Genomic DNA, 12,223 nt, shown 5'->3' with positions numbered 1-12,223 from the left:
GGGGGGGGGGGGGGGGGGGGCTGCATAAAGCGTTTATAATTATCGATATATATAATGTAAAGGCACCTATTGCATGAGTGTTATAGCGCATTATAGAGCATCTAAAAATGGATACGCGTTATAGCTTAAAACGAAACCCGTTACTCAAAATAATGCAACGGGTTCGCAGCTTATGGCGTAGTAGCTCATGGCGTAGGATGGAAACGTAGGCTCTACATTGTCGAAGTGCGCATCACGAGTTCATCGTTTGCGATTTGTGGGGAGATGGGAGTTTATCTGTGATTCTTCCTGTCTCGGGAAGCCGGGGCTCTCTCCGTCTCCCTCCTCCCTTCCTTGTCGCAACGCGACAAGAGAAGGGGACTTCAAATTTGGGAATTGGTTTCGTCGCGAAGCGACGGGGCCAATTCCCAAATTGAACGGGTGCAGGCACAGCCTGCCGCCCCACGCGTAGTGGGAAAAGCGTATCAGCCAGCGCTAGGCGACGGCGGGAGGCCGCGGGCGAGAGTGAAGCGATCTGCTCCTGTGCGCCATTTGGGTGACGATTCGGCGGCGGCTTTGACAAGGGGCGGCCAAGTGCCAAAGAACTCGCCGCAGCATGATGTCCGTCTCCCTCACTCCCACTGCTCTGGAATCGGCTCTGGCGTGTGCACCCCGAGCCTCGACATCGACGGAGGCCGCACCCGAGTTACTCGCCCGTATCCAAGCGGCGCGGGCCGTGGTGCTCTCGCAGGTCGAGTTTTTTCACCGCGAGTTTGGCCGAGCCAAGAGCCGTTGGAAGGCGGATGGGTCACGCGTAACGACTGCGGATTTGGCGATTTCGGAAAATGTGGCCCGCGCCTTGCTTTCGCGCTTCGAGCAGGACCAGTGCTTTAGCGAGGAGCTCGAAGACTCGACTGCGCCGCTTCCCGTGACGGCCAAGTATTGCTGGGTGTTCGACCCGATCGACGGCACGAATAACTACGCACTGGGGCTTTCGCATAGCGCGATTTCGCTCGGGCTGTTGTGCGACGGCGTGCCTGTTTATGGCGTGATTTACGACGGCGCACGCCGCGTTCTGATGCATGGCGGGCCGGGCTTCGGCGTGTGGGATGGGGAGCGGCGCGTCGAGCCGAAGCCGGAGGGCGAGCGCAAGCTTAGCGAGGCCAGTCTTATCGGGTTTCACAGCCCTTATGAGTCGCGCTATGCCGTCCAAGCAGCGGTGTTGGCCGAGGTGGCCAAGCTGCGCGCGCTGGGCGCCAGTGCGTTGCACATGGCCTATGTGGCCGTGGGGCTTTTCGATGCGGTCGTCGACCACAACGTAAAGATTTGGGATATCGCCGCTGCTGTGCCGATGATCTTGGCGACGGGGGGCGCCGTGCACTACCTGACGCCGCCGCCTTTTCCGCTGCGCAATTTCGACGTCAACATGGGCCGAATCTTTTGCATCGCGGGAAATGGGCCGCCCACTGTTAGCAAACTGCGCCAGTTGCTAGGCGTGAGGCGAGTGACGGCTACCACTCACTCGCGGACAGAATAGCCCACGCCAAGTAAGCTTCCCCGCTCTCTCCCACTACGCGTGGGGCGGTCAGTGACCGCTTCCATTTTGCGAGCCGCCGTCAAGTGTTGGCGGCCCGTCAGACGCGGCGGAGCGCGGCTCGCGTTTGAAACGGGAACAGCCCCTAGGGCGCCTTGGGCGATTTTAAAGAGGCGAAGAGCCTCGACGGGCTTCGGTGTGGGCGATTGGCTTGCGCCTTCCCTGCGCGTTTCCCCCCAGCTTCCTTTCGCCATGCCCAAGCCTCCTGCCACTGCCAAACAGCCAATTGCCTCGACCAAAACCAAGTCCAGCCGCGGCGCAAAGCCAGCCCCAGCGGCAGCTCACAGCGCTGAGGTCGGGGCGAGCGGTGTGCCTACGAGCGGCGTGCCTACGGTCGAGGGGTTTAAGCAGGCGATTTTACGGCACCTGGTTTCGACCTTGGCGCGTGTGCCGCAGGCGGCGACTCCCCACGATTGGTGGGTGGCGACCTCGCTCGCCGTACGCGACTCCCTCCACGAGCGGCTCATCGCTACTCAGGATCGATACATCAAGGACAACGTCCGCCGCCTCTATTATCTCTCGATGGAGTATCTCGTGGGGCGGCTCTTCGAGAGTAACCTTTACGCGACCGGTCTCGCCGATGTTGCCCGCACTGCGCTTGCCGAGCTCGGCGTTGACTACACGCAGACGCTCGACGCGGAGCTCGACATGGGGCTCGGCAATGGCGGGCTGGGGCGGCTTGCCGCCTGTTTCTTCGACTCGCTCGCGACGCTCGACTATCCGGCAATCGGCTACGGGATGTATTACGAGTTTGGCCTTTTTAGGCAGGAGTTTGTCGACGCTCACCAAGTCGAGCATCCCGATCGCTGGCGTGTTTTTGGCAGCCCGTGGGAAGTGCTCCATTCCGATTACGCGCAAGAAATCCCGCTCTACGGTCGTGTGGAAAATCACTTCGACGATCGAGGCCACAGCACGCCGCGCTGGGTGGATACGAAGACCATCCTCGGGCTTCCTCACGACATCGCGGTGGCGGGTTACGGCACTCGCACGGTGAACTTGCTGCGCTTGTGGTCGTCGCACGCGCCGGACGACTTCGACCTCGCCGCCTTTAACGAGGGCAGCTACGCGGAGGCCTCGCGCAAAAAGCAGGCAGGCGAGTCCATTTCTAAAGTCCTTTACCCCAACGATAAGACTGAAAACGGGAAAGCGCTGCGGCTCGTCCAGCAGTACTTTTTCGTGGCCTGTTCGCTGCGCGACATCCTGCGCCGCCACTTTCGCGACCCGCGAAATAGCTGGGCCAACTTCGCCGATAAGGCCGCCATCCAGCTCAACGACACGCACCCCGCAATCGCCGTTGTCGAGCTCATGCGCCTCATGCTCGACGAGCACGGGCTTGGCTGGGACGAGGCGTGGGCACTCACCACGCTCACGCTCTCTTACACCAATCACACGCTGCTTCCCGAAGCTTTAGAGACGTGGGGCGTGCCGCTCTTCGAGCGACTCCTGCCGCGGCACCTCCAGCTCATTTACGAGATCAATCGCCGCCTCATGCAGCACTGCGTCGCGCACTGGCCGCAGGATCTCGAGAAGCAGCGCACTTGCTCAATCTTCGAGGAAAACGGCGCAAAAAGCGTGCGCATGGCGAACCTCGCCGTCGTGGGCTCGCACACGGTTAACGGTGTGGCCGCGCTGCATACCGAGCTTCTCAAGCGCGAGCTCTTTCCCGAGTTTGCCGAACTCTATCCGGGCAAATTTCAAAACAAGACAAACGGCATCACGCCCCGCCGTTGGCTCCTGCAGTGCAACCCGCGTCTGGCGGCCTTCATCACGCGCACACTCGGGCATGGCGATTGGGTGCGCGACCTCGATCGTTTGCGCGAGCTCGAGGCCCACGCCGCGCAGCCCGACGTGCAGCGTGAGTTCTTGGCAATCAAGCGTGCCAATAAAGCCGAGCTCGCGGACATAATCGCCCGCGATTGCAGCGGGCTGTGTGTGTCACCCGATGCGCTCTTCGACGTGCAGATAAAGCGTTTGCACGAATACAAACGCCAGCACCTCAACCTCCTGCACATCCTCGCGCTTTATCGGCGGCTGCTCCAAAACCCGCAGCTCGACCTCGTGCCGCGCGTTTTCATCTTCGCGGCCAAGGCCGCACCGGGCTACGACCTCGCCAAAAATATCATCCGCGCAATCAACCTGGTCGCCGCCCGAATCAACGCAGATGAGCGGATTGGCGGAAAACTCAAAGTCGCCTTCTTGCCTAATTACCGCGTCTCGCTTGCCGAAAAAATCATCCCTGCCGCCGACCTTTCCGAACAAATCTCGACTGCCGGAAAGGAAGCCTCGGGCACGGGCAATATGAAGCTCGCGCTCAACGGGGCACTCACCATCGGCACGCTCGACGGGGCCAACGTCGAAATCGAAGAGGCCGTGGGCGCAGAGAACTGTTTCATTTTCGGAATGACTGTCGACGAAGTCGCTGCGCTGCGCGCACGCGGCTATTACCCGCGCAGCGTTTACGATGCGGACGAGGAGCTGCGCGCACTCGTTGATTGGATTGGCAGTGACTTCTTCACGCCCGGCGAACACGCGGCCTTTGCGCCGCTGCATCACAGCCTGCTCGGCGGGGGCGACCCCTTCATGGTGCTGCCCGATTTTCGCGCTTACAGCGATGCGCAGCAAAAAGTGGAAGCCTGCTACCGCGACTCTACGCAGTGGGCGCACAAAGCCTTGCTCAATGTTGCGCGCGTGGGGCGCTTCTCCAGTGACCGCACGATTCGCGAATACGCACGCGACATCTGGCGGCTTCCCGCCGTACCTATGGCGTAGTTCGTCCGTCGATACGCCACGGCGGGCCACCATAGCCCAGGAGTCCCCTACAATGAACACCGCGCGGCTTATCGCTTGGCTCGTTCTCGCTTGGGTTGGGGCACTTGCGGCACACACCGAAACGGTTTTGCCCTCCGTCGCGGCCACGTTTGAAACGGGAACAGGCCCTAGCCCTGTTAACGGCGCAGCTCGCCCAAGCGGGTTTCCGGCACTTGGCGGGGAGTTTGCAGGAGAGCTGCATTTCCGTTCGGGCGAATTGGCGGTGAACGGGCCATTTCACGTCGAGTTGGCCGTGAGGAGAGAGGCGGATGACGCGAGCGAGTCAGTGGTGGCGAAGCTCTCATTTCGCGCGGCAGAGCTCCCCTTGCCTGAACTGGAATTGAGCGACTTGCAGATTGAGGCGGAGATCGAGTGGCCGCGAAACGTCGCTCGCCTCCGCGTGGCCGAGTTTAACGCCCTCGGCGGGCGAGTCGCCCTGCGACCGTTTGAAATTAATTTGGGCAATGCTGAGGCGATTTCCGTCGGGGTGACTGCCGAGCTGCGCGGGCTCGCGCTCGACCAACTCGCCCGCTTCGTCCCTGAGGCCGTCCGTGAGGCGAGCGGGCGCGTGAGTGGCGAAGTGCGCTTGAGCTGGAGTGAGGCGGGCGGCCTACAAGTCGGCTCTGGCGCACTCCTCATCGAGCCCGACGCGCACGCGCAACTGCGGCTCACCGCCATGCCTGGCTTCCTTACGCAGCGTACCACGCCGCGCTTTTTCTGGCTGCCGGCGCGCTTGGGCCGAGTCGCTCGCTGGCTCTCGCTCGAGAATCCTGCCTACGATACGCTCGCGGAAATCGAGGAAGGCGCGCAGCCGCTCCACGTCGAGGCGCTGCACGTCGCGCTTTACCCCGATGGGCCGGAGGGCCCGCGATCGGCGGCGGTGAGCCTCCTGGCCCGGCCCCTTAGCGGCGCAGTCGTCAAAGAACTGCGCTTCGACATCAACGTGTCTGGCCCGCTCGACCAAGTCCTGCGGATCGGCGCGAGCGACGCCATCCGGCTCAACTTTGGCGGCGGGCACTGAGCTTTCCTGTCGCTGCAGACTTTTTCTGTGTCTGAAGACTTCTTTGATGTCGGTTTCGAGTTCTGCACCTGCCGGCCTTTGGGGCCTACGAGGTGAAACCTTTGTTGAAAACATGAGTCATAGCGGCTTCTATGCGCCCCATGCTTTTCCCTAAAACCCTGCTGCTGCTCTGCCTCGTGCCGTTCTTTGCAGTGAGTTGCATTAACGTAAAAATGCAGCCGATAGAGATTCACGCGACGGTCGATGTGAACGTGAAGATCGACCGCGAGCTCGATGATTTCTTCGGCGACCTCGATAAGAAATCCACGACGCTTCGCCCCGATACCGCGCTCTGAAACACGAGTCCTCCGCCGCCGACTACTCCCAACTCCTCACGCTCCCACCATGAAAACACTTTCCTCACTCCTCCTGCTCGTCGCGCTGTTTTTCGCTGCGCCCGCGAGCTCCCTCCAAGCTGCCGAAGACCTCGCCGCCGTTCGCACACGGATGGAGCAGCGCTTGCCGACCATTGACGAGCTCAAGGCTCAAGGCGCGATTGGTGAAAACAATCGCGGTTTACTCGAAGTGCGCGGTGGCGGTGGAAACGCCTCTAGCGTCGCCTCTGCCGAAAATCGCGACCGCGAAATCGTCTACGCCGAGATCGCCAAAAAGAATAACACGAGTGCCGATCAAGTGGGCCGCGCGCGCGCGCGCCGCATCGCCGCTAACAGTGCGCCCGGTGTCTGGCTCCAACGCGATAATGGCGAGTGGTATAAAAAGTAGTACTGCTCTCCGTTTATTTTGCGGCGGCGGCGCGGCCACAGACCGAGCTGCTGCCGCCCGTGACTCCTCAGCACTTTGGTTATGTCTTCCAAAACCACTACGGGCAGCGACACACGCACTGCCCAAACGAATAACGAGTCGAGGACTGCCGATTTTGGAGCAGATGTTAGGGCGCGGCTGGCCCGCCACTTGAGCCGTACGCCCGATACAGCGCGTGCGCTTTTTGTCGCGCCCAACGCGAATATTCAGGGCGACGTTGTTTTGGGCGAAAAGAGCAGCGTGTTTTACGGCGCGGTGTTGCGCGGCGATATCGCCGAAATCCGTATCGGCGAAGGCACGAACATTCAGGACAACGCGATCGTGCACCTCGCTGATGACCTTGGGGCCTATATCGGTAACTACTGCACAATCGGCCACGCCGCGATTATTCACGCCTGCACCGTGGGCGATGAATGCTTGATAGGCATGGGCGCGACCGTGCTCGACGGCGCAGTCGTCGGGGCGCGCTCCATTATTGGGGCCAACGCGCTCGTGCCCCAAGGTATGCAAATCCCGCCCGGCTCGATGGTCTACGGCTCGCCCGCAAAAGTCATCCGCCCCCTGCGCGAGGAGGAGCTAAGCTTTCTCAAGCAATCCGCCGAGAAATACATAGAGGTCGCCCGTGCCCATGCCGCCCTCTGCGCAAAGTGATAGGCGGAGTGAGGCGGGCGTCTCTCACTGCTGCTAGGGACGCCTTTTTTCCACTACGCGTGGGGCGGCAGGCTGTGCCTGCACCCATTCACAGAGCCGCTTGGCTGCCGTGCATAAGCACGGCAGCCAAGCGGCTCTGTGAAAAGGACCACGAACTTGGAGGCGGGAGCTTATTCGTGATTTTTCCCTCCTCGCCCAAACGGGTTATCACTCTACTCCCTGTCGCAACGCGACAGGGGGAGTGCTTTCAAATTTGGGAATTGGTTTCGTCGCGAAGCGACGGGGCTAATTCCCAAATTAAATGGAAGCGGTCACTGACCGCCGCCCCACGCGTAGTGGAGGTCTGTGACCTCTGACACTGACCGCGCGGACGCGGGGAAAAACGGACACAGAAAAACCCGCTGGGCTGGGCCAGCGGGTTTTCTTGTGGCGAGTGCGGGAGGCTCAGCGTGACAGCTTAAGGGAGCGAGCCCGCACAGGCAGTCGCTAAAGTCGCGATAACTAGGTACCCGCGAACTGGAGTTTCGGGAGTTCGACGTCGGGGAGGTCGATCGCGCGCGGGTGGTTGCGCTTCTCTTTAAAGAGGCGCGCGCGCCGCCGTAGCATGCGGTCGAGCTTGTCGGTGAGCAGCGAGATCGCCTTGTGACATTCGTCGGAGGCGACGGAGGCGGTGAGCTCGGGGCCGTTGATGGACATGTGGCCCTTGGCGATGAAGCGACTGTCGACCGAGGCCTTCGAGTCGCACTCCAACTCTACGCGGATGCGCATGATGCGCTCTTCGTGACGAAACAATCGCTCCGTCTTCTCGTTCACGTAGGTCTTGAGCGACGGCGTGAGGTCGAGGTGGATACCGGAGATGATCACTTCGTGGGCATTTGTTCTATTCATGTTATCTTCCCTATTTTTGAGGTTACTAACGGGAGAAATTTTGCCGCTTTTTCCTGCCATGACTTCGCTAAGCAAAGTATCGCCTCTGGGGGCTGCCGTGATCGGCGGGGAAGGGGTTTCCCAATGCGCGGATTCCGTTCATCACGATGGTGCAGAGGGTTGGCCGAGTGTGTAATTTTTGCAACCCCTCAAAGTGCGATTTTTCGCTTCAATTAGCCCTGCTTAAGTTGCGCACTATCAATAGCGATTAGTGCCAAATAAGCCGCACTTCGTTTGACTTTCGATAAATGAGTGAATCCCAAAAAATGCGCTTTGCGCGGCGGGCCTGCGCGTGGCCTCCGCGTCCGCAGCGCGAGGAGCATGTGCGGCTGATCAGTGAGGCGGAGTTACGCGCTTGGATTGTGCACGAGGACGAGGAAGTCGTCGTGCTCAATAAGCCCGGAGATGTGGTCTGCCATCCGTCGAAGGCGGGCCCGTGGTCGAGTCTCGTGGGTGCGGTGCGCGAAGGGCTGGGCTTGGCGCAAGTGCACCTCGTGTTTCGACTCGACCGCGAGACGAGCGGGGTGGTCGTCATCGCGAAGACGCCTGCTGTCGCGAGCCGCCTCCAACGCGCGATGCAAGAGCGGCGTGTGGGGAAGGTGTATTGGGCAATCCTTACAGGCGAGTTGCGCGCGCCGCAGACCGTCGACCAAGCGCTGGGTGACGACTTGAGCAGCTCCGTGTATATCAAAACTGCGGTGCGTGCAGATGGTGCATCAGCGCGGACGCATTTCGAGCCGCTCGCTCACTCGGGAGTCACAGTTGACGCGGGAAGGGCGAGTGCTGTGAGCGGAGCGCTGGGGCAGGGCGGGGCGCTAGGGTTTACGCTAGCGCGCGTGGTTACGGAGACTGGCCGCAAGCACCAGATCCGCGCGCATGCGCAGTGGCTCGGGCATTCGCTGGTGGGCGATAAAATTTACGGCCCGGACGAGCGGTGTTACTTGGAGTTTATCGACAAGGGCTGGAGCGCGGAATTGGCGGCCAAGCTACTCTTGCCGCGCCAAGCCCTACACTGTGCTGAAATCGACTTTCGCGCTGCGGGTCTGCCCCAAGTGTTCACTGCAGCACTCGCCGAGGATATGCGGGACTTTGCACAGAGTCACGGGCTGCTGCCACAGACCTCCACTACGCGTGGTGCGCAGCCGTAGGCTGTTTTATTTGGCGGCGGGCTCGTTGGCCCACCGTCCATCGCTGCACCCATTTACAGAGCCGCTTGGTTGCCGTGCATTCGCACAGCAGCCAAGCGGCTCTGTGAAAAGGAGCCCAAACTTGGAGGCGCGAGTTTATGAGTGATTTTTCCCACCTCGCCCAAACGGGTTATCACTCTACTTTCCCCTCCTTGTCGCAACGCGACAAGGGGAGTGCTTTCAAATTTGGGATTTCGCTTTCGCGCGATAGCGCGTTGCGAAATCCCAAATTGAACGGATGCGGTCACTGACCGCCGCCCCACGCGTAGTGGATGTCTGTGACTTCTGACACTGACCGCGCGGGCTAAGCGTTTAGCTCTTTGAGCAGGCCTTCGACGGCGGTGGCGACGAGGGCTTTTTGTGCGGCGATGCGGGGGGCGAGTGGCAATGAGGAGGGCGTTTCCATCGTGTAGCCTAGGTCGTAGTGGAAGTGCTCGCGCAGATACAGTTGCTCGGGCCAGTCGTCGCGGTCTTGGGCTTTGATTTCGGGGCGGAGGATGCCGGGCTCGTCGATTGGGCGCTCATCAATGATGTGTGCGGGCTCGATTGGCATGTGCGGGCGGGCGGCGTCGAGCAGTGCGGGGGCGAGGCTGGGGCGGCCCTTGGGGTTGTGTTCGTAGAGGTAAAAGCCGGTCGATTCCCAATCTTCGTGGAGGCAAAAGGTGAGGTCGAAGGGCGGCTGGCTTTGCAGCCAAGCGATGTGTGCGCGGACCTCGGCACTGTGGCACGCGAGGTAGTCGCGGTTTAGGTCGATGCCGTCGGCGTTTTCGCGCGTGCCTTTTACGAAGCCGAGCGGGTTGAGCACAGGGCAAATAAACCAGTGTGCGCGATCGTCGAAAAAGCCTTCGGCGAGGAGCTCGAGGAGGGCGAGCGGCCCAGCGGGTTCGTCTCCGTGGACGCCAGCGGAGAGATAGATTTTGGGGATCGCTGGCTGTTTTATTTGGCGGGCGTCCTGACGACGTGCACTGGACGGCATTGGCCGCGTGGGCTTGAGCCCTTGTCGCCGCCCGGACTGATGCAGCGGTGGCGTCAAGTGTGGGTCGCCCGTCTCGGCCGGATACCATGAGTGCGCCGGAACTCGGCGCGTCCACGCAAAGAGCGGGTGGCCACTGACTTCGCCGATTGTTTCGAGTTTGCCGCCGAGCGCGCTCGCGCCGCCGCCAAGGCTGGCGGACCTGCCGTTGTTTTGGAGGGACGCGGCGACTGTGCGAAACTCAGCGAGAAAGTCGGCGATGTGAGTGAGTGCTGGGAGCGGTGCCGTCGCGGGCTGGAAGAGGAGTCGGGAGAGGCGGGAGGGGCGGGAGGTGCAGGTGCTCACGAGGGCAGAGTGTCATAGGGCTGGGAAGCGGGGCGCAAACCCTGTTGGGGTCTGTTCCCGTTTTAAACGGGGTCGCGACGGAGGCAGATTTTGTGTGCAGCAAGGGGCTTCTGTCGCCTTGTTAAGGGGCCTTTGTCTTCGCACTCTCCGCCTTTTCACTCCTATGTCACAAGTCCGCGTTCGTTTCGCTCCCAGTCCCACAGGGTTTTTCCACATCGGCAGTGCGCGCACTGCGCTCTTTAACTGGCTCTACGCGCGGCACACGGGCGGGCGGTTTATTTTGCGAATTGAGGACACAGACAAGGAGCGCAACAGCGAGGCGTTCCTCAACGTGATTTACGAAAGCCTGCGCTGGCTCGGGCTGGATTGGGATGAAGGGCCGGTGGTGGGCGGTTTTGGCGGCGACCGGCGCGGTAGCGCGGGCGGCGGCGATTACGGGCCGTATCGGCAGAGCGAGCGGGGCGCGATCTACGCGGCGCATGTGGAGCGGTTGCGCGAGGCGGGCCGTGTTTACGAAAAGGACGGCGCGTTGTGGTTTCGGCTGCTCGGCGAGCGTTACGAGGCTTACGACCCGCATCGCAAAAAGACGGTGGAAAAAGTGCGCAACACGCCGGCGGTGATCGACGATGCGATTCGCGGGCGTGTCGAACGCACGGAGGACGAAGACTTCGTAATCGTACGCTCGGATGGCAGCCCTGTTTTCCACCTCGTGAATGTGGTCGATGACATCACGATGGGCATCACCCATGTGATTCGCGGCGAAGACCACCTCTCGAATACGAGTAGGCACGTGGAGTTGTTTAAGGCACTGGGCGCGGCGTTGCCGACCTTTGCGCACATCCCGCTCATCCTAAAACAGGAGGGACCGGGGAAGATGTCGAAGCGCGACCAAGGCGCACTGATAGAGGAGTATCAACGGCGCGGATACCTGCCCGAGGCACTCGTTAACTTCATCGCGCTGCTCGGGTGGAACCCGGGCGATGACCGCGAGAAGATGCCGATTTCAGAAATCGTCCGGCTTTTTGACTTGGCCGACGTCAACCAGAGCAACGCGCGTTTCGACGACCGGAAGCTCGCGCACATGAATATGCTCTACCTGCTGGAACTGCCGGAGGAGGACTTTGTCACTCGGGCGCGGAGCTATTTTAACGCTCAGGCCGAGGCCGCTGAGCTGAGCGAGAGCGGGAAGCCAGAGGACGCAGAGGCAAGCGCCGCAGCCAAATCGCGGCGCGAGCTCGCGCGGGTGGCGCTTGCCGCGCCCGAGGCGTATTTCCGCGCTGTGGTGCGGCTCAGCCAGCCGAAGATTAAGGCGATTGAGGAACTGCCGATCTACACGCGCTATTTCTTTAGCGAGGCGTATCCGATTGACGAAAAAGTTCGCGCCAAAGTCTTAGGCAAAGGCGAGCCGCGCGCCCGCTTGGCCGAACTCATCGCGGTGCTGCCGGGCGTTGATTTTGCGAGTGACGAGTCAATCGAGGCCGCGCTCAAAACGATGGCCGAAGCGCAGGGCCAAGGCTTTGGGGCCTACCAATCGGTGGCACGGCTGGCCCTCACTGGCACGAATGCAGGCCCGAGCATCACTGCAATCATGCGCCTGCTGGGCCGTGAGCGCGTCGCACAACGGTTGCGCGATTTTGAGCGCGAACTGGGGGCGTAAGTCCATAGCCGCATGTTGGAGCCTGTGGTGACTGCTGCCAATTTGAGCGGTGCGTTTGGGCTCGCACCGTTATAACCGCTGGGGCCTTTTGATTTTCGATTAGGCGGATCTACTTCCCTTGCGAGTGAAGTTACTTGTCCGGTTTACGTGTAGGGAACGGTGCCGGCGGGTGACGTAGGGGGATAGTATGAAGTCGCTCTGTTCGCATATAACACTCTATTTACTCTTCCTCTATTCAAATACCGCATACGCAATTACCCCCCCCCCCCCCCCCCCCCCC

At 61.1% G+C, this 12,223-nt stretch carries 10 protein-coding genes; 8 read left to right on the top strand and 2 right to left on the bottom strand.

Annotated features, from left to right (window positions below; translation table 11 throughout):
* Positions 1-595: 595 nt before the first annotated feature.
* The 6 genes from AXK12_RS01055 (at position 596) to AXK12_RS01030 (ending at position 6,854) form a co-directional block, all read left to right on the top strand.
* Positions 596-1,516 carry an inositol monophosphatase family protein gene (locus tag AXK12_RS01055; RefSeq protein ID WP_231863470.1) on the top strand — a complete coding sequence of 307 codons (921 nt, stop codon included), beginning with the start codon at positions 596-598 and terminating at the stop codon, positions 1,514-1,516.
* Between the two features lie 249 nt (positions 1,517-1,765).
* Positions 1,766-4,342, top strand: coding sequence for a glycogen/starch/alpha-glucan phosphorylase (locus AXK12_RS01050; RefSeq protein ID WP_068710927.1), 2,577 nt, complete (start codon positions 1,766-1,768; stop codon positions 4,340-4,342).
* Positions 4,343-4,394: 52 nt separating this feature from the next.
* Positions 4,395-5,402 carry an intermembrane phospholipid transport YdbH family protein gene (locus AXK12_RS01045; protein WP_068710923.1) on the top strand — a complete coding sequence of 336 codons (1,008 nt, stop codon included), beginning with the start codon at positions 4,395-4,397 and terminating at the stop codon, positions 5,400-5,402.
* Positions 5,403-5,542: 140 nt separating this feature from the next.
* Entirely contained in the window at positions 5,543-5,737 is a 195-nt protein-coding gene (locus AXK12_RS01040) for a hypothetical protein (RefSeq protein ID WP_068710926.1), read from the top strand.
* Positions 5,738-5,786: 49 nt separating this feature from the next.
* A complete protein-coding gene (locus tag AXK12_RS01035) occupies positions 5,787-6,164 on the top strand; it encodes a YdbL family probable chaperone protein (RefSeq protein WP_068710922.1) in 378 nt (125 codons plus the stop codon).
* 81 nt (positions 6,165-6,245) lie between these two features.
* Positions 6,246-6,854 (top strand): gamma carbonic anhydrase family protein, encoded by a 609-nt coding sequence (locus AXK12_RS01030; RefSeq protein ID WP_082782539.1) that lies wholly within the window; start codon positions 6,246-6,248, stop codon positions 6,852-6,854.
* A 501-nt stretch (positions 6,855-7,355) separates the two neighbouring features.
* Here AXK12_RS01030 and hpf read toward each other — a convergent pair.
* A complete protein-coding gene (gene hpf / locus AXK12_RS01025) occupies positions 7,356-7,742 on the bottom strand; it encodes a ribosome hibernation-promoting factor, HPF/YfiA family (protein WP_068710924.1) in 387 nt (128 codons plus the stop codon).
* Between the two features lie 287 nt (positions 7,743-8,029).
* Here hpf and AXK12_RS01020 point away from each other — a divergent pair, with 287 nt between their 5' ends.
* Complete coding sequence (locus AXK12_RS01020; protein WP_068710921.1) at positions 8,030-8,929, top strand: RluA family pseudouridine synthase; 900 nt, start codon at positions 8,030-8,032, stop codon at positions 8,927-8,929.
* A 343-nt stretch (positions 8,930-9,272) separates the two neighbouring features.
* Here AXK12_RS01020 and AXK12_RS01015 read toward each other — a convergent pair whose 3' ends face one another.
* Positions 9,273-10,286, bottom strand: coding sequence for a M14 family metallopeptidase (locus tag AXK12_RS01015; protein WP_068710920.1), 1,014 nt, complete (start codon positions 10,284-10,286; stop codon positions 9,273-9,275).
* A 163-nt stretch (positions 10,287-10,449) separates the two neighbouring features.
* Here AXK12_RS01015 and AXK12_RS01010 point away from each other — a divergent pair, with 163 nt between their 5' ends.
* The gene (locus tag AXK12_RS01010) at positions 10,450-11,943 is read left to right on the top strand and encodes a glutamate--tRNA ligase (protein ID WP_068710919.1); all 1,494 of its coding nucleotides are present in this window, start codon (positions 10,450-10,452) and stop codon (positions 11,941-11,943) included.
* Positions 11,944-12,223: the final 280 nt, after the last annotated feature.

This window comes from Cephaloticoccus capnophilus, assembly GCF_001580045.1.
Lineage (GTDB): Bacteria > Verrucomicrobiota > Verrucomicrobiia > Opitutales > Opitutaceae > Cephaloticoccus > Cephaloticoccus capnophilus.
The sequence above is the reverse complement of the archived record's forward strand: the minus strand, read 5'-3'. Positions and strand labels throughout refer to the sequence as shown.

Bases quoted from the DNA above. Each gene is read 5' to 3' on its own strand.
- AXK12_RS01045 (WP_068710923.1), top strand. From the start codon at position 4,395: ATGAACACCGCGCGGCTTATCGCTTGGCTCGTTCTCGCTTGGGTTGGG.
- AXK12_RS01050 (WP_068710927.1), top strand. From the start codon at position 1,766: ATGCCCAAGCCTCCTGCCACTGCCAAACAGCCAATTGCCTCGACCAAA.
- AXK12_RS01010 (WP_068710919.1), top strand. From the start codon at position 10,450: ATGTCACAAGTCCGCGTTCGTTTCGCTCCCAGTCCCACAGGGTTTTTC.
- AXK12_RS01040 (WP_068710926.1), top strand. From the start codon at position 5,543: ATGCTTTTCCCTAAAACCCTGCTGCTGCTCTGCCTCGTGCCGTTCTTT.
- AXK12_RS01020 (WP_068710921.1), top strand. From the start codon at position 8,030: ATGAGTGAATCCCAAAAAATGCGCTTTGCGCGGCGGGCCTGCGCGTGG.
- AXK12_RS01030 (WP_082782539.1), top strand. From the start codon at position 6,246: ATGTCTTCCAAAACCACTACGGGCAGCGACACACGCACTGCCCAAACG.
- AXK12_RS01055 (WP_231863470.1), top strand. From the start codon at position 596: ATGATGTCCGTCTCCCTCACTCCCACTGCTCTGGAATCGGCTCTGGCG.
- AXK12_RS01035 (WP_068710922.1), top strand. From the start codon at position 5,787: ATGAAAACACTTTCCTCACTCCTCCTGCTCGTCGCGCTGTTTTTCGCT.
- hpf (WP_068710924.1), bottom strand. From the start codon at position 7,742: ATGAATAGAACAAATGCCCACGAAGTGATCATCTCCGGTATCCACCTC.